Below are 24,059 nucleotides of genomic sequence, written 5' to 3'. Positions count from 1 at the left end.
TATTACAACCATCACAGGTATCAATGGGGATTAAAAAAGATGACCCCTGTTCAGTACAGGAATCATCTATTGTCTGTTGCCTAAGCCTTCTCTTTTTTAAGTGTCCTTGACAAGGGTACCAGTTTAGAAGACCAGGTTCTTTTTGCTATCAGCGAAATTATTCTGACTTAAATAGTCGTTCAAATACAATGATATAGTCGGCTTATCGGCAGTGATATGCTTATAAAGTGTATTAAAATAAATATTGGTATCCGTTAAATCCTTTTCCCATCATAAAGAGAGGTGTGCATCTATGGAACTTTTGTTATTATCGGAAGAATTAACCCGACAGTACTGCCGGAAAATTTTGATGCCTGAAGGGGCAACTGAAATCTTGGCGGACATCGCCAACAAAATAAACCAGGATCAGAAACTTTATGACATTTATACGGAATTCTATAAGAATTATATCGACAGCGGGCTCTGGACGACGACTTGGGATTCACCGCCTATGGATCCTTATGTAGAAGAAATCTTCGGAAAGGAAGCCACGCTGTTCTATCTGCATGCCGCATTGCAAAGACTGCCTCTTACAGAACAAAGGTATGCCGAGCGAGGGCTGAGTGAACAATTATTGGTAGAAACCCTGAGCGACATCGGAGTATGGGTACAAAACGCTTATAATTTACTAGGGCACTACGCCATTAGAAACTTCGGATGGATCTGGAGGCATCTTGAAGCCAGAATGTTCCGGCTGGGCGGAATACAATTTATGGCGACGGAATTTTCCGGAGTCGTTAAAGGCTTTTACAATGAGAATGAAAAATCATGTTTGTTCTTATGCGGGGAAGGTATGGAGCTAAGAGCAAACGGCGATATGCAGGGAGTATGCAATAAAGAGAAGACGACCGATGGCTTCGTTACGGAATATCGGGAGACCGAAGATTATTTTATCGGGAGTCCCATCACGCCTCTCGGCAAAGGCTTGAATAAGCAGGTTAAGCTCAAAAAGAAGGAATGGACCAAGGTGCTGGATAAAGGGGATACCGTGTTTGAGATCCACATTCCGAGAAATACCCCTTTCGATATGGAATCTGTACAGGCCAACTACATGCAAGCCAAAGAGTTTCATGCCGCCCATTTTCCGGAAGTCGAGTCTAAAGGGATGGTATGCCACACCTGGTTATTTACTCCCCAGCTTCGGGAGATGCTGCCGCCGACCAGCAATATCGTCAAATTCCAAAAGCAGTTTTACCTCTATCCGACTGCGGGTTCGGTGCGCTTTTTATGGAACTTTGTATTTAATGACTTGACCGAGTTAAAGGATGCCAAGCCCGACAACTCATTAAGGAAACAAGTTCTCCGTTATCTGGAAGAAGGTAAAGAGATATTTGATATGAACGGGATTTTTCTTGATATATGCGGGGATTTTGGAACCGTAACCTACGAAACGGAATAAGCACAAAAAGAAAAACACCGGAGGAGCCAGCTAATGCTAATTGGTCCCTTCGGTGTTCTTTTATTCGGCATCAGGCGTTGAGCTTCTCCAGCAATCTCGGCTCATTAGTTTATTGATTCAGAATACTCTCTTCCAACATCGCGGATTTGTCTCCGTATTCCTTGATAATATGCCGCTCGCCCCAAGCGCACAGGGAATCGAGTATTCCTCGCAGACTCAAACCGTACTCGCTAAGCTCGTACTCGACCCTTGGCGGTACCTCGTTGTAACTGATCCGGTTGACGATGCCGTCCTTCTCCAGCTCCCGGAGTTGCTGGGTCAGCATTTTCTGGGTAATGGCGGGCATGAGACGCTTCAGGTCGCTCGTTCTTTTCTTACCGTGCGTTAAATGGCAGAGGATGACGCATTTCCATTTTCCCCCGATGACTTCCAAAGTAGCCTCTACCGAGATGTTGTACTTCTTATTCTTGTTGGCTACAGCCATGTTTTTGCCTCCCTATGATTATCCAATAGGCACTTTTTAGTACCTATATCACTTTAAAGTACGTACTGTTCAATGTTGTTTCAATACATGATAATAACACTTGCCGGCCGGCGAATACAACTTGGAGGAGTGGAACCTTGAATCTAGAAAAAAGACGCAGTACTCTTGCGCTTCTGGCTTTAGCCGTCAGTGCTTTTGCGATCGGCACCACCGAGTTCATCAGTGTAGGACTGCTCCCTCTGATCGCTGAAGACTTTCATATATCCGTTACGACCTCAGGTTTGGCCGTAACATTGTACGCCCTGGGCGTGACCTTCGGTGCCCCGATTTTAACGTCCCTGACCTCCGGCGTTTCCCGAAAAACGCTGCTGTTAGGGATCATGATCGTTTTTATTGCCGGTAACAGCCTGGCTGCCGGTGCGGGAAGCATCGGCGTGCTGCTTGTCGCACGCATTGTATCCGCCTTGGCGCACGGCGTGTTTATGTCCATCGGATCGACGATTGCCGCCGACCTCGTCCCCGAGAACCGGAGAGCCAGCGCGATCGCGATCATGTTCTCCGGGCTAACGGTAGCGACCGTGACCGGCGTCCCGCTCGGAACCCTGATCGGCCAACAATGGGGCTGGCGTATGGCCTTCCTCGCGATCGTAGCGATCGGCGTGCTGGCGTTCATCGCCAACTTGGCCCTCGTCTCCGGGAACCTTCGCAAAGGAACGCCAACCCGGCTTCGCGATCAGCTTAACCTTGTTACCAACGGACGATTGCTGCTAGCTTTTGCCATTACTGCCTTGGGGTACGGCGGCACTTTTGTCGTCTTTACCTATTTATCCCCTTTGCTTCACGAGATAACCGGATTCAAGGAAGAAACGGCAGCCGTCATCCTTCTTATATACGGAATCGCCATTGCCATCGGCAATGTTATCGGAGGCAAGGCCGCCAACCGGAAGCCGGTAAAAGCCTTGTTCTATATGTTCGCGATTCAGACTCTCGTGCTGTTCATCCTGGCCTTTACTATTCCGTATAAAACGGCCGGGCTGATCACCATTTTCCTGATGGGATTGTTTGCTTTCATGAACGTCCCCGGCCTGCAAGTTTACGTCGTCCTGCTGGCTGAGCGCTTTGCGCCAAAAGCGAAGGACGTGGCTTCCGCGCTCAATATCGCGGCTTTCAATGCGGGTATTGCCATCGGCGCCTATCTGGGCGGAATCGTGACCGACCGTATCGGGCTTGTTCATACCACCTGGGTCGGAGCGGTCATGGTCCTCAGCGCCGTGTTCCTAACGGCTTGGGCACGTACCCTGGAGAAAAAGGACGTCGCCGGGACCACAGCGGCCACCCGCTCCATGAATCCCGCCCCGCAAAATGGGTAACTATAAAAAGAATTGTAGTTTCGAGAACTGAATTAACTAAATGAATAGGAGTTGGAATAAAGAATGATTAATCATTTACAAGATACGGTTACTTTGCACAACGGAGTAAAAATGCCCGGACTGGGTCTAGGGGTTTTTAAAGTCGAAGAAGGCCCTGAACTGATCCAAGCGGTAAAAGCCGCAGTGAAGCATGGCTACCGCAGTATCGATACAGCGGCAGTCTATCAAAATGAAGGCAGCGTGGGAGAGGCTATTGCCGAATTGTTCAAGGAGTCTACGGTCGCTAGAGAAGATCTGTTCGTTACCTCGAAAGTATGGAATGCCGATCTGGGCTATGAGTCCACCTTGGCCGCCTATGAGACAAGCTTGAACAAGCTAGGCCTGGACTACCTCGACCTGTATCTCATCCATTGGCCGGTAAAAGGCAAATATAAAGACGCTTGGAGAGCGCTGGAAACCTTGTACCGCGACGGTCGGGTCAAAGCTATCGGCGTAAGCAACTTCCAGGTTCATCATCTTGAGGACCTAATGAAAGACGCAGAAATCAAACCTATGATCAACCAAGTGGAGTTTCACCCTCGCCTGACGCAAAAAGAGGTTCGCACATTTTGCAAGGAGCATGGCATTCAAATGGAGGCTTGGTCCCCGCTCATGCAGGGCGAGCTTTTGAATAACGAGGTATTGAAGGGCATCGCCGAAAAACACGGAAAATCCGTAGCCCAAATCATCCTGCGGTGGGATGTGCAGCATGGTGTCGTCACGATTCCAAAGTCTACGAAAGAGCAGCGGATTATCGAGAACGCGGCACTCTTCGACTTCGAGCTGACGGAAGACGAGATGAACCAAATCGACGGTTTGAACGAAGACCGCCGGGTCGGTCCGGATCCGGACAACTTCGATTTTTAACCCGAATGAGCGCATAAAGAAGAACCTGGCCCCTCCCAGTGGAGTGAAGGCCAGGTTCTTCTTTTGTATATATTTCGCCGATTCTCCCGGCTTATTCCTGCGGCTCTCCGGCTGCTTCCCAGCGGGCGATTTCCTCCCGGACCCGCGGCGCCACCTCGGTGCCGAGCAGCTCGATGGACCGCATGACATCCTCATGGGGCATCGTACCGAGCGGGCAATGGAGCATAAAGCGGGTGATACCGACGTTCTTGCGCAAGTGGATAATCTTCTGCGCAACCGTCTCCGGGTCGCCGACGTACAGCGCCCCCTCCAGGCTTCGTGCGGCATCAAAGGAAGCGCGGCTGTAATGGCCCCAGCCCCGCTCCCGGCCGATCACATTCATCGCAGCCTGGGTCGACGGGAAGAACTTATCCGCTGCGGACGCCGTATCCTCGCCGACAAAGCCATGCGAATGCGAGGCCACCGGCAGCTTGGACACATCATGCCCGGCCTGGGCGGCAGCTTTCTTGTAAAGCTGCACCAGCGGAGCAAATTGCGTCGGCCGGCCGCCGATAATGGCGAGCACCAGCGGAAGGCCGAGCAATCCGGCGCGGATTACGGATTCCGTGTTCCCTCCGCTGCCGATCCACACCGGCAATGGATCCTGCACCGGACGCGGGTAGACGCCGAGGTCCCGGATGGCCGGACGGTGGTTACCGCTCCAGGTCACCTTTTCCGATTCGCGTAGTCTCAGCAGCAGATCCAGCTTCTCTTCAAACAATTCTTCATAATCGTTCAGATCGTAGCCGAACAGCGGGAAGGATTCAATGAAGGACCCTCGCCCCGCCATAATTTCCGCCCGGCCGTTCGACAGCCCATCCAGGGTCGCGAAATCCTGAAACACGCGCACCGGATCGTCGGAAGATAATACGGTCACTGCGCTCGTCAAGCGAATCCACTTGGTCTGGGTGGCAGCGGCCGCCAGCACGAGCGTCGGCGACGAAGCCGCATAATCCTTCCGGTGATGTTCCCCGACGCCGAATACGTCCAACCCTACCCGGTCGGCGAGAACGATTTCCTCGACGACTTCGCGAAGCCGCTGCGCGTGACTAATCGCCTCACCGGTTTGAACATCCGGTGTTGTCTCAACAAATGTGCTTATTCCTATTTCCATGGGCTGTTCCTCCCGAATTGTCATTTGGCTGCTTACTTTCCGTAACCAATGTCTTTATTTTGTACTTTTGAGACGGTTTTTTCAAGTTTACTGTGTTCTACTACGCGCGCCCGCTTCATTCTGGTGCAGTTGTTGTGCCTTTACTTATGGATACTATGGCAGCCTTTTGGCTGACGAGTCACATTTAGTCCATTTGGAAGCTCGCCAACCATAGATCGAAACTTCTAACGGACACCAGAGCCGTTATCTCCTCCAAATTCGCTGTTTTGAAAATCTAACGGACACAGCAGACCTTATTCGGAGAAAAAGAGACTCCGCGTGGCAATAATTACCCTAATAAGAGCTGTGGTGTCCGTTAAAAATCAAAACCGGCTTAAATCGCCCAAATAACGGCCGCTGTGTCCGTTAGAATAGATAAAAACCCGGCGAGGCCGATGCGGAGGCCTTCCCGCCATCCGTTCACAATGACGCCCCCTTCCCTCATCTCCATAAAGCATGCGGCACTCGCCCGCACCGCCTTCAAATACTCGGACAATCCAATCGCTCCCAAGTCACCATCTGATATACTTCTCCTAAATCGGCTATAATTTAGTTCAGATGAACAATATAAATGGCAGGTTATCCATTCCGAACCAGCATGACTAATTCAAACAGAAGGAGGGCCTCCCGTTGTTTCAACTTTCCGAGAAACAGGCTCAGGAAATCGTGGATAAAATGATGAAAGACATCCCATATAGTATCAATATTATGAATGATCAAGGCGTCATCGTCGGCAGCGGTAAAAAAGAGAGAATCGGCACAGTTCATCCCGGAGCGGTAAAGGCTTTGTCCACGGGGAAAATGGTCGAGGTGTGGAAAGACGGGCGCTTTGAAAAGAAGGGCACCAACGAGCCCATCGTCATAGACGAGGAGCGGGTGGGCGTGATCGGGATCTCCGGCAACCCGGACGAGGTTCGCCCGTTTTGCAACATCGTAAGAACCACGGTGGCGCTTCTGATCGAGCAAAAGACCGCCCTTGAGAATTTGGCTCACGAGGCGAATCGTAAAAAGGCCTTCCTGGAACTGCTGTTGGGTCATCACGGCGCCTATTCCCAAAAGTTAAAAAAGGAAGCCGCGGCTTACAAAATCGATTTACTGCTAAAAACCGTTGTGCTTTACCTGAAGCACCTTGATTTGAACAACGAAGCCTCAAGGTTACTGCTGCCATATCCTTCTTTTCGCATGGAAGAGGATTATGATCTGCTTCTAATCCAAAATCCGGTAGAGGTGGACAAGATCATCAAGCAATTGACCAAAAGCCAACCAGGCCTGCTGATTTCCGTCGGCAACGTGGAGGCGAGCATTTCGGACAGTTACCGCCAAGCCAAATCCGCCATGAATGTAATGCTCGCCTTGAAGCCGCCCTCACAGGTGATCCGATACGAAGAGGCGGCCTTCCTGGTCAGACTGAGTCAAGCCAATCTGGCTCCGAATCAGAACGCTGTCGGCAAATTGGAGGATGCCTTAGACCTGATGGAAACGCTAAGAAGCTTTATTCATAATAACTGCAGCATCTCCACTACGGCCGACGAATTGAATATCCACCGCAATACGCTGCAATACCGCCTTAAACGAATTCAAGTGCTGACCGGCAAAGACCCAAGAAATCTGCTGCAGCTTTTCGAACTCACCCACGGCTTGCTATCGCTGTACAAATAAAGGGGCTCCAAAGAGGGCCCAAAGAGAAACCAAAGCGGACCCGGGAAAAAGCCCCCCGGGTCCGCTTACCTTAACTCTATTCGTTAAACTTAAGCACTCTGGCAATATTCTCGCAGGTGCGCTCTACATTTTCCGGCCCTTCGGCCAACAGCTTATCGAGCTCAGCCGCTCCGGGGACTATGCCGAATACCGCATCGATCCCTTCCGCATAAAGCGTATCAATTCCCTCGCCGATATAACCGGCTACAGCTATGACCCTCTTGCCTTCCTCTTTTGCCGCCTTGGCTACTCCATAAGGGGTTTTGCCGAACTTCGTCTGGAAGTCGATGCCGCCTTCCCCGGTGAACACCAGATCCGCCTCAGCCACTTTTTGCTTCAAGCCGGTGTATTCGATGACAATCTCGATGCCCTTCTGAAGCACGGCCTGCGTAAAGATCAGCAGCCCTGCGCCCAAACCGCCGGCAGCCCCTGCACCTGGGACGTCCCTCACATCTTTGCCCAGCTGCCGCTTCACGATATCGGCGTAATGCCCGAGCGCCGCGTCCAGATGCAACACCATTTCCGGCGTGGCTCCTTTTTGCGGACCGAACACATGGGAAGCTCCGGTTTCACCGCAAAGCGGGTTCGTCACATCGCAGGCTACAACCAGATCAACCTGCTGCAGCCGTGGATCAAGGGAAGATACGTCGATCCGCGCCAGTTGATCCAGGCTGCCTCCGCCGCGGGGAAGCGTATTCCCCTCCGCATCGAGGAATTTAGCGCCAAGTGCCTCGGCCATCCCTGTGCCTCCATCATTCGTAGCACTTCCGCCGATACCGATAATGATCTTCTTGATACCCTTGTCCATACATGCCCGAATTAATTCCCCCGTGCCGTAGGTCGTTGTAATGAGCGGATTTTTGGTCTCCTTCGTCACGTAATGAATGCCGCTGGCCGAAGCCATTTCGATCGCCGCGGTCGTCCCGTCACCGAGAATGCCGTACTTTGCCGTGACCGGCTGGCCCAGCGGGCCCATGACCTCCTGTTCGAAGAGCTGTCCGCCGGACGCATCCACCAGCGATTGTACCGTCCCCTCTCCACCGTCCGCCATCGGCACATGAATATAGTTTGCAGCCGGGTATACCCGGCGCAGTCCCTTTTCCATAGCTACGCACACTTCTTTGGCCGTCATGCTCTCTTTAAAAGAATCCGGTGCCAGCACAAATGTCTTCTCTCCCATGTTCTCACCCCATATAGAATCTATGATCTATTAATATATTTAGAAGAAAAATCCGTAGATTAACGTCGCAACAATCGCCATCGTTCCGCCCACTATAGCCTCATAAGGGATGAGGCCCATCCGCTGCTTGATGCTCATTTTCATAGCGCCCGCCGTCACGTGGAAGTAGTTGCCTTGCGGCAGAGAGTCAATCACGGTAGCACCTGTGTGAACCATGACGGCCGCTGCCAGCGGAGCCGTTCCCATGTCCAGAATGGCCTGACCAAACGAGCCTGTTGCCAAAATAACGCCTGTCGAGGTTGAAGCTGTGGCCGCTGCCATCAAGATACCGGCAATCGGTGCCAGGAATGTGCCGGAAATCCCGGATGCTTCGATCAGACCCACCACCTGCGTGGACAGGTCGGAAGCGGAAATCAACCCGGCAATCCCGCCTGCACCGATCAGGATCAATACGGTTGCCGTCATTTTATTCAAACCGGAAGCGGTATACTCCAGGATTTTCTTGCTTTGACCCATGGCCAGCATGCCTACGATACCCGCGATCGGCAGGATGTACATGGCATCTACCTTGAAACTAGCGAGAGCGTCGATGCCTGAGATCGAACCGATCGGGTTGATCATGAGCAGAATAACCGCTACGAGCGGAGCGACGATCGCTTTCCCGAGCGACGGATATTTCGAAGTGTCGGTCTCATGGTCTACTGCTTCTTCGTCCGTCACCTTCACTCCTTTATTTTTCAGGAGAGAAGCGACGATCACTGTGACGATAAGTCCGCAAATTGCCGGAATGACACCGGCCAGCATGACATTGCTCAAATCCAGATTAAATCCCCGTGCCGCCGCAATCGTATTCGGATTGGGAGATATAATATTCCCCGCCTTACCGCCGCCGGACAATGCCAGAAGCAGAGCAACCTTGGAGATTCCCATCTTGTTCCCTACCGAGAGCGCAATCGGCGCTACGATCAACACGGCGACTGGAATGAACACGCCCACCGCAGTAATGATCATGGTTGCCAAGGCCAGCGCGAGAATCGCTTTGCTGCCGCCGAATTTTTTAACGATGGCCTGGGCAATCGTCTCAGCCGCCCCCGATTCCATCATCACCCCGGCCAGCACACCCGCTGCCAGAACCCGCAGAACCGTCCCCATCACGCTTTGCGTCCCGCTGACCAGTACGCTAACAGTTTGTTCCAAATTGGCGCCGCCAATTAAAGCGCCTACAATTGCTCCAAGAAATAAAGCGTATACAGGATTTAATTTTCTTAATATCAGAATGATTGCAATCGCCAGACCCGCCAACGCGCCAATCCAACTAATCGTTAATCCTTCCATCTGTCTTACCCCCCAAGCTAATGTTGAATACGCTTTCATTATATAATCCGTCCCGTTAAAAAAATATTGATAGAGGGACGAAATGTATTGTGCACTTGCACAAAGCCTCGTGGGGTGCCGTTGAAATCGGATACATAAATGTGGGACAATAAGGGCGGAACGCACTTGATTCTCACTATTGGGAGGTTTACATACGATGAAGACCCAGAAACTCGGAACCAGCAATCTGGAAGTGCCTGTAGTCGCAGTCGGCTGCATGCGGCTGAACTCATTGGATACAACGGAGGCCGAGCGCTTCGTTCAAACTGCACTTGAGGAAGGTGCCAACTTCTTCGATCATGCGGATATCTATGGCGGAGGCTCTTGCGAGGAGATCTTTGCCGAAGCGATTCATATGAACAGCTCGATCCGCGAAAAGATCATGCTTCAATCCAAATGCGGTATTCGCCAAGGCATGTTTGATTTCTCCAAGGAGCATATCCTGAATTCGGTCGACGGAATTTTGAAGCGCCTGAACACGGAATACCTGGATGTCCTCTTGCTGCACCGCCCGGATGCCCTCGTCGAACCGGAGGAAGTCGCGGAAGCGTTCGATCAGCTTGAGGCTTCGGGGAAAGTCCGCCACTTCGGCGTATCCAACCAAAACCCGATGCAAATTCAATTGCTGCAAAAATACGTGAAGCAGCCGCTCGTTGCGAACCAACTGCAATTGAGCATCACCAACGCCAACATGATTTCCGCAGGCATCAACGTCAACATGGAGAATGAAGCCGCCGTGAACCGCGATGGAAGCATCCTCGATTTCTGCCGCCTGCACGACATCACGATTCAGCCATGGTCGCCTTTCCAATACGGCTTCTTCGAAGGCGTCTTCCTCGGCAGCGAGAAATTCCCTGAGCTGAACCAGGTTATCGACGAGATTGCAGCCGCCTACGGCGTCAGCAACACGACCATTGCCATCGCCTGGCTCTTGAGACACCCTGCGCATATGCAGCCGATCATCGGCACAATGAATATCGATCGGCTCAAGGACTGCATTCGCGCCGGAGAGATTTCACTCACCCGGGAAGAGTGGTACGGCATTTATCGTGCCGCGGGAAATGTACTGCCGTAAATTGCTATATATAATGTACAGAAGAAGGGGCCTGATTATTCAGGCCCCTTCTTTATTACTATCCTATTCCAGTATAGATTTCTTCGCCGTCTCCAGTGCGGAGATCACTTTATCGCACCAGGCGTCGAACTCCGGATCCTCTACTTGATGCTCCTTGTGGGCGAGAATGTACTGAATCGTTTGCTTGATCCCTTGATCTACCCGTGTAGTTGCGACAAAATCCGGCACCAGACGCTTCAGCTTTGAATTGTCGAATACAACGGTGTTGGATTTATCCCCCAGCAATCCTCCCTCCAGATCGTCCTTGCTGCAAGCCGCCAGGAATTCGGATGAAACATGAACCGCGTTTAGCTTCACGCCGAGGGCGTCCGCAATCACTTCATAGATCTGGTTCCAGGTTACACTCTCATCCGACGTGATATGAATCGATTCGCCGATGGCGTGAATATTGCCCATTAATCCGATGAAGCCCTTGGCAAAGTCGCTGTTGTGCGTCAGGGTCCACAAGGAGGTTCCATCACCATGAATAATGACCGGTTTATTCTCCAGCATTCGTTTGGCCACCTGCCAGGATCCCTTGCTCCCGTGAACGCCCAGTGGAATGGACCGCTCGTCATACGTATGGCTCGGTCTGATGATCGTAACCGGAAAACCGTGCTCCCGATACTGTTTCATCAAATATTCTTCACAGGCGATTTTATTCCGGGAATATCCCCAGTATGGATTTGAGAGAGGAGTTCCCTCTGTAATTCTATAATCGGTCAAAGGAGTCTGATAAGCCGACGCCGAGCTGATGAACATGAACTGCTTCGTTTTTCCGTTAAACAACCGGTAATCCCGTTCCAGCTGCGCCGGTTCAAAAGCGATGAAGTCGGCAACCACATCGAACGTATGGTTCTCAAGAAGCTTGGCTACTTTCGCCTCGTCATTAATATCCGCTTGAATCGTTTGAACCCCGGCCGGCAAGCTTTTGTTCCGGTTCCCCCGGTTCAGTAGATAAAGCTCGCAGCCACTCTCCGCCAGCTGTCTTGTTATGGCTGAACTGATAATTCCCGTTCCCCCGATAAATAGCGCTTTCATTTTATCCGCCTCCTAGTCGTTAGAACTCTAAGTAATCCTGATATAGGCCGTCATGCTAATGATAATACGGGAGTTCGGATAAGACAAATGCAGCTTCTTTTCATTCCAAATTGTAAGAATTGTAAAATATTATCCCTATTTTAGTTAAATTTTCCCCTTCTCAATTAACTATATTACTTCCATGATTAAATTGGTGAACTTTATGTGAATATTCACCAGTCCGTAGAAAAGGAGGATGATGATACTTCGATTCGAAGCTTTAAAGAATAAATGCGGGGGGATTGATACTCTACGCCACTAAAGAAACGCATCCCTGATAACTTTGATTTCGAGTAAGCTGGTTGCTGCAAGTCATCCATACCGTTTTTGAAAGATTGCGATTGACGTAAGCAGAGTCGTTACGGTCAACACATCATTTCATAACCCGATGACCCCTATTCAACGGCATTTTGAAGAGCTATCGAAATTTATAATTATACAGAGGTGAAAACGTTGAATCCATGGATCCCCAGGAAATGTCCGAAATGGATACTTTATTTTCTTATATTTGCAATGATTATTACACCGCTGTTTTCTTCATCCGCCAATGCGGCAGAGGATGCCACGCCTCCTCATTCAACCTCCATAGATCTCCCTGCAACTGTAACCGCTTCAACTTATGAAAACCAAGACCCTTTAGCTCCGCAAAACTTAAGGGTAGTGCCATCTTCGATTACATCGACTGAAGCCACAATAGAATGGGATTACGATCCCGAAAATCCGAATCACAAGCTTGATATCGATGTTTGGTACGCCAATAACGACGCCTATTATACTTGGGGAAACAGCGGCAGCCGGACCCTGGATAAATTGACCCCCAACACTACCTACCAACTTTATATTACGTGGCTGGAAAGACCTGCTCCGGAAGCTGAATTAAGACATAAAAGCAATGTTATAGAGTTTACGACTCTCGATGGACCGGAAGCACCCGTGAAAACTACAGGGCCTGCCAATCTCCGGCTTGTTGAAGCCACACATAACAAAGCAACGATAGAATGGGATTATCTCCCCGGTGATAAAAATAATATCGACATCTGGAATGCAGATACAGACGCCTGGATTACATGGGGAAATTTGACCACTCGTGTAGTCACCGGTCTGCAGCCGGAAACCACCTACAGAATTTATATTACCTGGGATGATCACAGACCTTCCAAAGAACTTAAGAGCAATATTCTCGAATTTAAAACTACCGCCGATTTGACCGAATACAAAGATGCTCCGCTGGCACCTCCAAGCTATCTCAAAATAACGGAGGTTACGGAAGATACGGTGACCCTGAACTGGGGATCCAGCCCTCGTGCGACCGGATACGATATTTATGTAAACGGAGCCTGGAAAGGCGGCACTTGGAGCAATACCGATACTACCAAAACCTATGGTCCACTGGAAACGGGCGAAACCTATACTTTCGAAGTTGGAGCACAAAATCCGGGAGTGGAGGATGTCTCCAAAAACAGCAATTCCGTTACGATTAAATGGGGAGAGCTTGCACAGCCTGAGGGCCTCCAAATTGTGACGTCAACCCGATCATCCGCCGCTTTAGGGTGGGCACCGGTCCCTGGCGCCACGAGCTATGACATTTACCAAGACGGCGTTAAAATCGGAACCAGTAATGAAAACCGCTATGTGGCCACAGGACTTACGGAGGGCACATCCTACCGTTATACCATCGTAGCCAACAACAGCTTATGGTCGTCTCCGGAAAGCGGAGAAATCACCGTAGTCCCAGGCAGTAATTATAATAACATTACCTATTACACTTCCTGGTCCGCCAGCACGACCGCACGGAATTTCCATCCGTCGGATATCGACGTATCCCAAATCACGCACATCAATTATGCGTTCGCGGATATTTGCTGGAAGAAATCCGGAAGTGCCGCAAGAGAGTGCCAAGATCCCGAAATCCCTTCCCAAGACCGTTACGTTTATGACGGTGAAATGATTATTGGCGACCCGGAATTTGACTTTACAAATTTCGCATCCCTGGTATCCATCCGGGAACAGAACCCGCATCTCAAACTGCTCATCTCCGTGGGCGGCTGGTCCTGGTCCAACAATTTCTCCAATATAGCGAAGACGGAAGAAACCCGGCGCACCTTTGCCGACTCCGCAGTGGAATTCCTGCGGGAGCATCAGTTGGATGGCCTCGATATCGACTGGGAATACCCGGTTGAGGGCGGAGAAGACGATAACGCAAGAGGACCGGAAGATACGGAGAACTTCCCGCTGCTGATGAAGACTGTCCGCGAAGCGCTGGATGCGGCAGGATCCGAGGACGGCAAGTACTATTTGCTGACGATCGCATCGGGCCAAGGAGACAACTTTGTCAAAAATGCGGATCTCGGAAACTCCGTGAGATATATCGATTTCATCAACATCATGACTTACGATTACAGCGGAAGCTGGGAAACCCTGGGTCATCACAATTCGCCTTTATTCTTTGATAAAGACCACCCTAGAGCTTCCACAACAGCACCAAGAAACAATGTGCTCGGCGGCTTGCTGGGTCATTTGAACGGCGGAGTCCCTCAGCAAAAACTGGTTGTAGGCGTACCGTTCTACGGTAAAGCCTGGGGCGGATGCCCGCCGAATGGCGAGTATCAAACCTGTGCCCGCGCCATCCCGGGAACTTGGGAGACCGGCATATTTGATTACACGGATATTGAGGATAATCTTCTGAATAAAGAAGGCTATGTCCGTTACTGGAACGAAGCGGCCAAAGTTGCTTATCTGTATAACGAAGAAACTCAGGACTTCATCACCTACAATGACAAAACTACGATGATGTATACCGCTTCCTTGGTGAAATCACTGGACATCGCAGGCGTAATGAGCTGGGATATTAGCGGCGACCGAAATCGGACGTTGACCACCCAGTTGGCGCAGGACCTGCCGACCGACGGGAGCATAAACCCATTGGCACTAGACGCGCCTGGTAACCTTACTTCCGGTTCCAAAACCGCGAACTCCATTCAAATCGGGTGGGATGCGGTTGCAGAGGCGGAAGAATATGAAGTCTATGTAAATGACGCTATGGCGGGAGTTACAACCGATACCAAGTACACAATTACTTCACTCGCTCCTAGTACGACGTACAAAATCCATCTGCTGGCGATCGATAAAGCGGAAGACGAAATCGTACAGGTATCCCCGGCATCGAGTAAACTGAGCGTTCAAACCTCGGCCGCTCCGAGTCCGGGCGGAAACGGTGGCGGATCGGGTGGATCGGGCGGTTCCGGAGGGTCTGGCGGTTCAAGTACGCCTGCTCCAACTCCGCAGCCTCCTAAGCCCGAAGGCCAGTTAGAGGCGAAAGTGACGCTGGGCGGAAATAAAGCCGTCGTCACCTTGCCTGCCGGCCCGGCTGCCATCCAGGCAATCAACAATTCAACTACGTTGAACTTCCAAATCTCTGCCGGAGACCAAGCGCAGCAAGCAGAGGTAGAAGTTCCGCAGGAAATCATAGCGGCTATTGCCAAAAAAGGCGCGGAGGCCAGCTTATCCATCCTTGTCGGCGGGAAAGAATACCGGATCCCGGCGGCATTGATTACCGGAGGCAAAGTCAAAATATCGATCCTTGCTCCGGCTGAAGCCGATCAGGCAGCCTTCTCGAAATTGCTGGGAAGCAAAAACGTATTGGCTGAACCGACCGTATTTAAAGTCGAAATTTCAAAACCGGATCAACCGGCAGAAGTCCTTGGGTCATTCGGAGCTTCTCCGGTAAGTGAATTTATTACCTTTGACGCTGGTAAGGTCAATGCGAAAAATCTGGCCGCCATCGTCTATATCCCGGGTACAAATGAAATCCGCCCTGTCCCTGTGCTGACTCGGGTGAATTCCGACGGGACGATCACCGTGGAAATCAAGAAAACAGGCAGCGGAATCTACGCCCTGATCGAATCCCCGGCTCCGGCCTTATCTGACGCCTGGTCTGCTTGGGCTAAAGAAGATGCGGCTCTGGCTGCAGCCAAAGGAATCATCAGCGGAGATAACGGAGGCAAGCTGAACACGACTCGTGCCGAGATCATTTCCATGATCGTGAGAGGCTTAGGCATCCTTCCGGATCCGGAACATCCTTCCGCATTCTCGGATGTGGATCCAGGGTCGAAATTCGCCTCTGACATTAACGCCGCTTCCGCTCTGGGTCTTATCAATGGCAGAACGGACGGTACATTCGATCCTAATGGATTCGTCACCCGCCAGGAACTGGCCGTGATGCTGGCCCATGCCATGGAATATGCCGGACAGAAGAATGAGGCAGCCAGTTCCGTGCTGAATTCATTCGAAGACCAGTCTGCCGTAGCTTCCTTCGCTAAGGATGCCGTAGCTTGGATGGTGGATCAAAAGATCCTTCGCGGCATGTCGGGCAACGAGCTGGCACCGCAAGGAAATGTGACTCGCGAGCAAATCATCGTTACCGTGATGAGAATGCTCCGCGCACTGGAACTATCCAATTAATACAGAAACAGCAAGCCCCGGTCGGGGCTTGCTGTTTTTACTTCCGTTATGAATTTATATAGCTTCTGCCGCCTGACTAACCAGCGACGATAGTACCTCGTAATCAACCGGTTGGCCTTCGCGAATTTTGATCGTTTTTCTTTCGGGCGGACCCTCGAACACCATTCCCTCCGGCAATGTAAGCTCGCTTGCATTAAAGATCGTAAAGCTGACTGCGTCCTTGGAGGTGGAGATCACGGCTGCATATTTTCCGTTTTTTAAAAAGTGAGGCTTCTTATACTGTATGCGCTCCTGTACCTCCGGTACAGACCGGTGAACCATCTCATACAGCCGGGTGCACACCTCGGCCTGCCAGGGTACTTTTACCTCGCTAATAAAATCCTTAACTTCGCTCATCGTCTAACCTCCGATTTTTAGTCTGTATAGGCTCTATGCATAACCAACTACGGTTGCGAAACGATTTGCCAGGTAATGCCGAACCGGTCCTCGATTTCTCCGTAGTAGGCTCCCCAAGGCTGCAATTCAAAAGGATACTTGTTAGTCCCGCCTTGACCCAATTGGGCATACGCTTCTCTTGCCTGCGTTTCATCCCCGAATGAAAGCCCAAGGGCAATACTGCGGTTCGAGCTCAAGGATTCGAAGGCATCGCTCAAAAACAAAAGATTCCCGCCCGCTACCGACAGAGTCATATGCATTACTTTATCCTTGATTGCTTCCGGTGCACCCGGAAGTTGACCGTGTGTCATGATCGATACGATCTCACCGCCAAGCGCCTGGATATAAAACTCCGCTTGCGCTCTCGCATCCTTCGAGGAAATGTAAGGGGTCAGTTTGGCTGTCATATTCATATTCAACATCCTTCCAAATGGTTGTTTTTACCGAATTTCCGGGACCCGGAATTGCGGCTTATATAAATACGACGAACACCGAAATGCCAAATCGACATGTTCTCAAAAAAAATCAAAAAAGTTTTTTTGCACGAATTAAACCCTTACTCCGTTCCCACTTCCGACTCCGATTCGGGACCCGAATCGGTAACGCAATCAGAAGCCCGTTTAAGCAGCATGGCCCGTTCGCGGGCGTTGCTTGTAAGCGAGGCGGCACGTTTAAACTCTTCGCACGCCTCTTGGACTCGCCCCAGCTTCATCAAAAAATCGCCGCGCACGCTCGGCAGGAGATGATACTCCTTCAAGGCCGGTTCCAAGGCTAGCGCATCGACAATCTCCAAGCCTACCTCCGGGCCGAACGCCATCGCGAGCGAAACGGCGCGATTCAGCTCCACGACGGGCGAAGGAGCAGCTTGCGCCAATGCCTCATAGAGCGCCGCGATACGAATCCAGTTCGTTTCCGACGGAGTTCGGGCCCGGGCATGGCAAGCCGATATCGAGGCCTGCAGCGAATACGGGCCCAGCGCGCCGGGAATTCGCCCCGCACGTTCCAGGGCTGCAAAGCCGCGGCGAATGAGCAGTTGATCCCATTGCGCCCGATTCTGATCCATAAGAAGGATCGGCTCGCCGGAGGAATCTACCCGCGTTCTTAGCCGCGAAGATTGAAATTCCATCAGCGCGACCAAGCCGTGGACCTCCGATTCGGACGGGACGATTTCAGCGAGAATGCGCCCGAGACGAAGAGCCTCCTTGCAAAGCAGGGGGCGCGTCCAGTTCTCGCCCGAGGTTGCGGAATATCCCTCATTAAACATGAGGTAAATGACCTCGTACACCGACGAGAGGCGACCCTTTAACTCCGGTGCCTGAGGAACCTCGAAGGGAACCCGGGCCTCCGCCAGCGTCCGCTTGGCCCGGACGATCCGCTGGGCAACGGTAGGCTCTGGCACAAGGTACGCATGCGCGATTTCCACGGTGGTCAGCCCGCCGAGCAGCCGCAGGGTAAGCGCGACGCGCGCCTGGGAGGACAGAAGCGGATGACAGGTCATGAAGATCAAGCGCAGCAGATCATCACCGATATCCTCTTCAACCACGGCGTCATATTCCTGATCCTGCTGCCGCATATCCATCTCCCGGCCAATTTCCTCGTACTTGTGCCCAAGTACCCGGTCTCGCCGGAGATAGTCCAGCGCCCGGCGTTTTGCGGCCGTCATGAGCCATGCGCCCGGGTTGTCCGGAATCCCCGTCTCCGGCCACTTCTCCAGAGCCACGATAAGCGTATCCTGCGCCAGATCCTCAGCGATTCCGACATCTCGAACCATCCGGGTAAGTACGGCGATGATTTTTGCCGCTTCCATTCTCCAGATGGCGTCGACCGTGCGATGGATGGAGGACGCCATCACTAACTCTTCGGCCGTCCCAGATCTCGAAGCTGGGCATGCAATGCCAGAGAATCGGGGTTTGAGGTCAACTCGGGCGTTTCAATCACTTCACGAAGCTCAATGACACCCTCTCCTCTGCCATGCGGATCCGGCATACGCATAGCCCACTCGATCGCCTCTTCCCTGGAGTTCACCTCGATGAGCGTAAAGCCCGCAATCAGCTCCTTCGATTCCGTAAAGGGCCCGTCCATAATTTGCGGCTTACCTCCGGGTTCCGGGTACGAGATGCGGATTCCGCCCGAGCTTGCATGAAGCCCCTCCGCGGCCAGCATAACGCCGGCTTTCACCAGTTCCTCGTTATATTTCATCATAGCGTCGACGAGCTCCTGGCTGGGCATGATTCCCTCCTCCGAATCCTGCGTTGCCTTGACGATCATCATAAATCTCATCGCTCATTCCCCTTTCTTGCTCATATATGTATACGACGAACAAACTACGGCAAAATCGACAGGCATATGGGAGAAGCGGCTGCAGAACCCAAGATTCTACAGCCGCTTTTGTATTTCGCATTTCTTTACGGAGTCCATTGATCGTGGATAATGCCCACAAGCGAATGGTCTTGCCCGATCGCCTTGAATACCAAACGCAGTGTGCGCCAATCCTTGCTTTCAGCGTCGTCCGGATCGCTAGCCCCGATATAATATTCAACAAAATCATATTGGTCTTTGGGATAGACATCATATAAATTGCTTATCTTTTCTGGACCGTTGCCCTCGTTTTCCGAGATCTTGGCTTCTTTGATAAAGTCCGCATCGTAGACAAACCGCTCATGATACTCCGCGTAAGTCAACTCGATTTTGTCTCCGGTGCCGGGGAACTCCCGCCAAATACGCTTCGTTGTATCCTTCATTAACCCCTTCAGTTCGTCGCGCGAGAACACGAGGTCCTTCTCCTGGTCAACATTTCCGTAGGGGGAGAATCGAACCCCTTCCTCCGCATCCGCCCAGTTTGATACGGTGTTCATATTGCCAGATTTAAGGGCTCTGATCACCGTTGATGCCGCTTCAAGCGCAGTCGGCGGAGTCCCCTCCTCCGGAATCTCGCTTGGTTCCTGGTTCGGTGCGGAATTGTCCGGAGTATTCCCTTCCGCCTCGTTTTGAGGTTGATTTTGCATTTGATTTTGTGGCTGGTCTTGTACCGGTCCCTTTGGTTCCGGCGCCTTATTGGAATTTCCGCTGCAAGCTGCAAGCATAACCACCATTAGGGCACCGATCACCATCCATCCTATCCTTCTAGGTGAGTACATGATCTCTCTCCTCTCTTTGTCATCTCCTTTTCAGACGATTATAGTTACGTAAAAGTTTCTATTTAATGGAGTTTTTATTCCAATACCGGTATTTTTACGGACACTTTATATTCCGCACCCGGCTTTAAATCGCTAAGAACACCATTTTCTAAATAGACGCCGTTAGCGTAAACCTCTGTTTCCGTTACACCCGGCTCCCGCTTAATTTCAATCTGCAGCGTAGCGCCTCTGAATTCACGCCGGACCTTAGCCTCACTCCATTCGGAAGGAAGCTGCGGACGAATGGCGATGCCCTCGGGAGTTCCCTGCACTCCGAACAAGCCGTCGATCAGACAGCGATACACCCAAGGAACCGTCCCCGTATTGAACAAATGGCTGGAGCGTCCCGCCGTACGCGGAAATTGACGGTAGGCGCCGCGGTAATAATTCGGGATAAAGACCGGCAGCTGGCCGCGTTGAACGATATCCTCCATCGTCGGTCCCGGCAGCATTTTTCGCAGCAAACGGTACGCATCCTCCCGCTCTCCCACGGAGTAAAGCGCATAAATATAGAATGCCGCGGCATGATTGTAGACGGCGCCGTTTTCCGCCGAGCCCGGATGCTTCTGGGTAACGCGGCCCACATCCTCCCGCATGGAGGTGTAAGACGGAGCAAGCTTTTCAACCCCATACGGCGTCTCCAATTGCTCTCTTACGGCACGCATCAGCTTCTCCCGCTTCTCTTCATCGGCAGCCCCGCTGAGCAGCGACCATCCTTGCGGATTGATGAATATCCGGCCTTCCTGATCCGTGCTGATCCCGAACACCACATTGTCATCCGTGATCCCCCGGGCATACCATTCGCCATCCCATAGATATCGATTGATAACCTCGTTCGTCTCTTCAGCCGCTCTCCGGTATTCCTTGGCAATCTCCGCCTGCCCGCCGTGTTCGCAAATATCCGCCCAAACCTTAAAGGCGTACGCTGTCGCAATGGTCAGCCACCCGGAGACTCCTTTGCCTTTGTAACCCACCATATTCATCGGATCGCACCAATCGCCCTGATTGATATAGTTCAGTCCGCGCTCATCCCGGTCACCCGCAAGCCATTTCATGGCCTTATGGATATGCTCCAATACGGTTTCCGTCCCGGATCCGTCGGCATAAGGAACCTGTTCCTCCAGAATCGAATAATCGTTGCTCTCATCTAAATAAGTGCTGAGGCATATAGGCAGCCAAACGCAATGATCCGTATGGGGAACCTGATTGATATATTTCAGCTCGGCATCCTTATGGAGAATGATACCGTCCGGCATAGACCCGTCCGGTTTTTGCTGGCTCAATGCAAGGAGAAAAGACTCCCTGGCCACCTGCGGTTTGATATAGCTCATCCCCATATGATCCTGCAGAAAGTTCCGGGTTTGCGGATCGGTCGTCAAACGGTTCGTTTGCCCGTGATAGTACACCTGCCGCGGCAGCCAATGATTCACGAATTGATCAAGGTCGGGATCCGGGGTCGAGATTTCGATACAGCCTCTGCCTTCTCTAATGTACTGGTCGTATTCCCGCTCAGCCGCTGCGAATCCGTCCTCACCGTTCACGTCAATTTTTATAAAATAATCTTCGCGGATTTGAGCAACTTGCTCCTCATTCTTGGCCGGGCCGAAAATAAACCGGTAGGCCTCCTCCTCGCCCGGAGCCAGCTTAATCCGGTACTGCAGAACGCCGACAGGCGTTTCATACCGAGCGTCTCCTTTGGACAGCTCCTCCTCTTGAAGAGCCGACGGCCCCGTAATGCCGCCTTCTCCCTCGAAGGCTTCCTGGTTCACTTCCCAGGCGACCGGTTTGCGGTCCGCCAGCAAAAAGGTTTTATCGCTGAATTCCTTGATCTTGGCGTAATCCTGATATTTCTGATAAGGCGTAACCGAAGAGCAGACAATCGCCTGCAGCTCTTCATGATATTCTCCGGACTGATTCATCCAGGACATATAACCGACCGTAAAATACGGATAGATGCTCAATTTTCTTTGTTTTTGCGAAAGGTTGGTTACCTTCACGCGCCACAGCTCCATGGCCTCCTCTTTAGGCAGGCTCAAGCTCATTTCGACGAGTACGCCGCCGCACTCCACCTTCCATACGATGCTGCTTTTCCCTACGGCAAACGTATAACGATCCACCGGAACCCGGACAGGCTCATAAGGCGCTGAAAAAATCTCCCCAGTCTCCTCGTCCTTCACATACACAAAACGACCGGGATGATGGGCGTAGTAAGGCTGCTCGGGCTGCATAAACGTCTTTGCTTCCAGATTCGGCGCATACGAATATTTTGCCGGTTCCGGCTGCATAAACTGAGCCACCGCATATCCACGGCAGTTCATATGAATCATCATCTTCTCGTTCCATAGAAACCCGGAAGCTTTCGGGAGAAGGGTCGGGCTCGACAGTTCATAAAATTCATTATCCTCAGACGCTCTGATCATTGTATACCTCTTTTCCATATAGTCTTCATAGTCTTCGAAACGAAGCTTGCAGATTGGAAGTAGAGTGTGACGGTAGGTTACCTATCAATCTGCCTTGGATACTTTTGGTATATATTATAAATGAAAGAGCACCCAGCTGGGTGCTCTTTTTGCCGTGAGGCGTATTCTTTATCAGGTTCCGCAAAAGGTACGGTAAGCACAGTTCGATTCCGGAGGCAATGCTGCGTACTCGGATTGTTCCGGGGAATGCGCGTAAGGGTGGGAGAGCGCTTGGAGCAACCGCTCCATCAGGCTGTAATTTCCTTGCTTCTCAGCAGCCTCCAGCGCTTCTTCTACCCGGTGATTGCGGGGAATGACCGCCGGATTGCTGGTACTCATTAGCTGCTTCCGGGCGGCTTCGTCCTCCGGCTGGCGACCGAGCCTCGCTTCCCACCGCTCCCGCCAGCGTGTGAAGTCCTCGGTGCCAAACAGGCCTTCTCCCTCCATTTTGCCAAGCGTCAGCGCCACAAATGTGTTGGTGTAGTCTGCCTGGTGTTCCTGCATCAGGCGGAGGAGGTCCGTGATCAGCGTCTCATCCTCCGGCTCTTCATGGAACAGGCCCAGCTTCGATCTCATTCCCGCCAGCCATTTCCGGTGAAACGCCTCGGCAAATCCCTCCATGGCATCCTCGGCCGTTTTAACAGCCTTCTCCTCATCCTCGTCCAGCAGCGGCAAAAGACTTTCCGCCAATCTCGCCAGGTTCCACGCGGCGATCTTCGGCTGATTGCCATAGGCGTAGCGGCCATGGCGATCAATGGAGCTGAACACCGTTGCCGGATCATAAGTATCCATGAAAGCGCACGGACCGTAATCGATGGTCTCCCCGCTCAGGGTCATGTTATCGGTGTTCATTACGCCGTGCACGAATCCCACGAGCTGCCATTGGGCGATTAACCCGGCTTGCCTTTCGATCACCATTTTGAGTAAAGCAAGATAGCGGTGATCTTCCTTCTCCGCCTCGGGATAATGCCTTTGAATCGTATAATCCGCCAAGGCCCGGAGGTCATCGATTCCCCGCTGCCGGGCATACTGAAACGTTCCTACCCGAATATGGCTGGCTGCCACGCGGGTCAAGATCGCGCCGGGCAGATCCTGCTCCCGGATCACGGGCTGCCCGGTCGATACCACCGCCAAGCTTCGCGTTGTGGGAATGCCCAGCGCGTGCATCGCTTCGCTGATCAGATATTCGCGCAGCATCGGCCCAAGCGCTGCCCGGCCGTCGCCCGAACGGGAATAAGGCGTTCTTCCCGCGCCCTTTAACTGAATATCGACCCGCTCGCCTGAGGGTGTGATCTGCTCACCCAGCAGTATGGCCCGGCCGTCGCCCAGCATCGTGAAGTAGCCGTATTGGTGCCCGGCATAGGCCTGGGCCAGCGGCAACGCTCCCTCCGGCACCTTATTGCCCGCCAGCGCCGCCACGCCGTCTTCGCCTTGCAGCGCCTCTGCATCCAGGCCGAGCGATTCGGCCAATGGGCGATTTAACATCGCCATTTTCGGTGACCGCACCGGGGTTGGAGAAAGCTTGGCAAAAAAAGATTCCGGCAAAGTAGCGTAACTGTTATCGAATTTCCAGCCTGCATCCGTTGTTTTTTGCATCCTAGATTCTCCTTCTCGTGTCCATCATTATCTTATATTTTAGTTTCTTCCAAGGCATAAAACAAAATGCAATATCCAAGGCAGAAAAAACAAAGA

The 24,059-nt window shown here is 51.9% G+C and carries 20 protein-coding genes; 7 read left to right on the top strand and 13 right to left on the bottom strand.

Going from position 1 to position 24,059, the window contains the following annotated elements; genetic code table 11:
* Positions 1 to 84: IS3 family transposase (locus tag KB559_RS21385; RefSeq protein ID WP_211020181.1), on the top strand; the 84-nt coding region annotated here is incomplete at its 5' end.
* A gap of 208 nt (positions 85 to 292) precedes the next feature.
* Positions 293 to 1,438 (top strand): acyltransferase domain-containing protein, encoded by a 1,146-nt coding sequence (locus KB559_RS21380; protein WP_211024913.1) that lies wholly within the window; start codon positions 293 to 295, stop codon positions 1,436 to 1,438.
* Positions 1,439 to 1,547: 109 nt separating this feature from the next.
* Here the strand turns inward: KB559_RS21380 and KB559_RS21375 are convergent, their stop codons facing one another.
* On the bottom strand, positions 1,548 to 1,922 hold the full coding sequence (locus tag KB559_RS21375) for a winged helix-turn-helix transcriptional regulator (RefSeq protein ID WP_211024911.1): 375 nt from the start codon (positions 1,920 to 1,922) through the stop codon (positions 1,548 to 1,550).
* 137 nt (positions 1,923 to 2,059) lie between these two features.
* On the opposite strand from KB559_RS21375, the gene KB559_RS21370 reads away from it, so the two are divergent.
* Positions 2,060 to 3,292: an MFS transporter gene (locus tag KB559_RS21370; RefSeq protein ID WP_211024909.1), complete on the top strand. Its 1,233-nt coding sequence runs from the start codon at positions 2,060 to 2,062 to the stop codon at positions 3,290 to 3,292.
* 63 nt (positions 3,293 to 3,355) lie between these two features.
* Positions 3,356 to 4,198 carry an aldo/keto reductase gene (locus KB559_RS21365; protein ID WP_211024907.1) on the top strand — a complete coding sequence of 281 codons (843 nt, stop codon included), beginning with the start codon at positions 3,356 to 3,358 and terminating at the stop codon, positions 4,196 to 4,198.
* Positions 4,199 to 4,289: 91 nt separating this feature from the next.
* Here the strand turns inward: KB559_RS21365 and KB559_RS21360 are convergent, their stop codons facing one another.
* The gene (locus KB559_RS21360) at positions 4,290 to 5,351 is read right to left on the bottom strand and encodes an LLM class flavin-dependent oxidoreductase (protein WP_211024905.1); all 1,062 of its coding nucleotides are present in this window, start codon (positions 5,349 to 5,351) and stop codon (positions 4,290 to 4,292) included.
* A gap of 373 nt (positions 5,352 to 5,724) precedes the next feature.
* Positions 5,725 to 5,901: a hypothetical protein gene (locus tag KB559_RS21355; protein ID WP_211024903.1), complete on the bottom strand. Its 177-nt coding sequence runs from the start codon at positions 5,899 to 5,901 to the stop codon at positions 5,725 to 5,727.
* 119 nt (positions 5,902 to 6,020) lie between these two features.
* Between KB559_RS21355 and KB559_RS21350 the strand changes: the two genes are divergently transcribed.
* Positions 6,021 to 7,049: a CdaR family transcriptional regulator gene (locus tag KB559_RS21350; RefSeq protein ID WP_211024902.1), complete on the top strand. Its 1,029-nt coding sequence runs from the start codon at positions 6,021 to 6,023 to the stop codon at positions 7,047 to 7,049.
* Positions 7,050 to 7,125: 76 nt separating this feature from the next.
* On the opposite strand, the gene KB559_RS21345 is transcribed toward KB559_RS21350, so the two are convergent.
* Positions 7,126 to 8,268 carry a glycerate kinase gene (locus tag KB559_RS21345; protein ID WP_211024900.1) on the bottom strand — a complete coding sequence of 381 codons (1,143 nt, stop codon included), beginning with the start codon at positions 8,266 to 8,268 and terminating at the stop codon, positions 7,126 to 7,128.
* A gap of 39 nt (positions 8,269 to 8,307) precedes the next feature.
* Positions 8,308 to 9,603: a GntP family permease gene (locus KB559_RS21340; RefSeq protein WP_211024897.1), complete on the bottom strand. Its 1,296-nt coding sequence runs from the start codon at positions 9,601 to 9,603 to the stop codon at positions 8,308 to 8,310.
* Between the two features lie 196 nt (positions 9,604 to 9,799).
* On the opposite strand from KB559_RS21340, the gene KB559_RS21335 reads away from it, so the two are divergent.
* Positions 9,800 to 10,717: an aldo/keto reductase gene (locus KB559_RS21335; protein WP_211024895.1), complete on the top strand. Its 918-nt coding sequence runs from the start codon at positions 9,800 to 9,802 to the stop codon at positions 10,715 to 10,717.
* 63 nt (positions 10,718 to 10,780) lie between these two features.
* Here the strand turns inward: KB559_RS21335 and KB559_RS21330 are convergent, their stop codons facing one another.
* A complete protein-coding gene (locus tag KB559_RS21330; RefSeq protein WP_211024893.1) occupies positions 10,781 to 11,797 on the bottom strand; it encodes an SDR family oxidoreductase in 1,017 nt (338 codons plus the stop codon).
* Between the two features lie 552 nt (positions 11,798 to 12,349).
* On the opposite strand from KB559_RS21330, the gene KB559_RS21325 reads away from it, so the two are divergent.
* On the top strand, positions 12,350 to 16,297 hold the full coding sequence (locus KB559_RS21325; protein WP_211024891.1) for a glycosyl hydrolase family 18 protein: 3,948 nt from the start codon (positions 12,350 to 12,352) through the stop codon (positions 16,295 to 16,297).
* A gap of 54 nt (positions 16,298 to 16,351) precedes the next feature.
* Here the strand turns inward: KB559_RS21325 and KB559_RS21320 are convergent, their stop codons facing one another.
* From KB559_RS21320 to KB559_RS21290, 7 genes are all read right to left on the bottom strand, one after another.
* Positions 16,352 to 16,693: a DUF1801 domain-containing protein gene (locus tag KB559_RS21320; RefSeq protein ID WP_211024889.1), complete on the bottom strand. Its 342-nt coding sequence runs from the start codon at positions 16,691 to 16,693 to the stop codon at positions 16,352 to 16,354.
* A gap of 47 nt (positions 16,694 to 16,740) precedes the next feature.
* Complete coding sequence (locus KB559_RS21315; RefSeq protein WP_211024887.1) at positions 16,741 to 17,139, bottom strand: VOC family protein; 399 nt, start codon at positions 17,137 to 17,139, stop codon at positions 16,741 to 16,743.
* A gap of 149 nt (positions 17,140 to 17,288) precedes the next feature.
* A complete protein-coding gene (locus KB559_RS21310; protein ID WP_247682014.1) occupies positions 17,289 to 18,581 on the bottom strand; it encodes an RNA polymerase sigma factor in 1,293 nt (430 codons plus the stop codon).
* A gap of 2 nt (positions 18,582 to 18,583) precedes the next feature.
* Positions 18,584 to 19,012: a YciI family protein gene (locus KB559_RS21305; RefSeq protein ID WP_211024882.1), complete on the bottom strand. Its 429-nt coding sequence runs from the start codon at positions 19,010 to 19,012 to the stop codon at positions 18,584 to 18,586.
* Positions 19,013 to 19,137: 125 nt separating this feature from the next.
* Positions 19,138 to 19,869, bottom strand: coding sequence for a hypothetical protein (locus tag KB559_RS21300; RefSeq protein WP_211024880.1), 732 nt, complete (start codon positions 19,867 to 19,869; stop codon positions 19,138 to 19,140).
* 74 nt (positions 19,870 to 19,943) lie between these two features.
* The gene (locus KB559_RS21295) at positions 19,944 to 22,328 is read right to left on the bottom strand and encodes a GH36-type glycosyl hydrolase domain-containing protein (RefSeq protein WP_211024878.1); all 2,385 of its coding nucleotides are present in this window, start codon (positions 22,326 to 22,328) and stop codon (positions 19,944 to 19,946) included.
* A 171-nt stretch (positions 22,329 to 22,499) separates the two neighbouring features.
* Positions 22,500 to 23,963, bottom strand: a complete 1,464-nt coding sequence (locus KB559_RS21290) for a protein adenylyltransferase SelO (protein ID WP_211024876.1) — start codon at positions 23,961 to 23,963, stop codon at positions 22,500 to 22,502.
* Positions 23,964 to 24,059: the final 96 nt, after the last annotated feature.

The sequence above is a fragment of the Paenibacillus sp. Marseille-P2973 genome (assembly GCF_018101095.1).
In the GTDB taxonomy this organism is placed as follows: domain Bacteria; phylum Bacillota; class Bacilli; order Paenibacillales; family Paenibacillaceae; genus Fontibacillus; species Fontibacillus vini.
This window is presented reverse-complemented; position numbering and strand designations above follow the sequence as displayed.

Coding starts and splice junctions, on each gene's coding strand:
- KB559_RS21380 (WP_211024913.1), top strand. CDS start 293: ATGGAACTTTTGTTATTATCGGAAGAATTAACCCGACAGTACTGCCGG.
- KB559_RS21375 (WP_211024911.1), bottom strand. CDS start 1,922: ATGGCTGTAGCCAACAAGAATAAGAAGTACAACATCTCGGTAGAGGCT.
- KB559_RS21365 (WP_211024907.1), top strand. CDS start 3,356: ATGATTAATCATTTACAAGATACGGTTACTTTGCACAACGGAGTAAAA.
- KB559_RS21360 (WP_211024905.1), bottom strand. CDS start 5,351: ATGGAAATAGGAATAAGCACATTTGTTGAGACAACACCGGATGTTCAA.
- KB559_RS21345 (WP_211024900.1), bottom strand. CDS start 8,268: ATGGGAGAGAAGACATTTGTGCTGGCACCGGATTCTTTTAAAGAGAGC.
- KB559_RS21340 (WP_211024897.1), bottom strand. CDS start 9,603: ATGGAAGGATTAACGATTAGTTGGATTGGCGCGTTGGCGGGTCTGGCG.
- KB559_RS21335 (WP_211024895.1), top strand. CDS start 9,800: ATGAAGACCCAGAAACTCGGAACCAGCAATCTGGAAGTGCCTGTAGTC.
- KB559_RS21330 (WP_211024893.1), bottom strand. CDS start 11,797: ATGAAAGCGCTATTTATCGGGGGAACGGGAATTATCAGTTCAGCCATA.
- KB559_RS21325 (WP_211024891.1), top strand. CDS start 12,350: ATGATTATTACACCGCTGTTTTCTTCATCCGCCAATGCGGCAGAGGAT.
- KB559_RS21320 (WP_211024889.1), bottom strand. CDS start 16,693: ATGAGCGAAGTTAAGGATTTTATTAGCGAGGTAAAAGTACCCTGGCAG.
- KB559_RS21315 (WP_211024887.1), bottom strand. CDS start 17,139: ATGACAGCCAAACTGACCCCTTACATTTCCTCGAAGGATGCGAGAGCG.
- KB559_RS21310 (WP_247682014.1), bottom strand. CDS start 18,581: ATGGCGTCCTCCATCCATCGCACGGTCGACGCCATCTGGAGAATGGAA.
- KB559_RS21305 (WP_211024882.1), bottom strand. CDS start 19,012: ATGAGATTTATGATGATCGTCAAGGCAACGCAGGATTCGGAGGAGGGA.
- KB559_RS21300 (WP_211024880.1), bottom strand. CDS start 19,869: ATGTACTCACCTAGAAGGATAGGATGGATGGTGATCGGTGCCCTAATG.
- KB559_RS21295 (WP_211024878.1), bottom strand. CDS start 22,328: ATGATCAGAGCGTCTGAGGATAATGAATTTTATGAACTGTCGAGCCCG.
- KB559_RS21290 (WP_211024876.1), bottom strand. CDS start 23,963: ATGCAAAAAACAACGGATGCAGGCTGGAAATTCGATAACAGTTACGCT.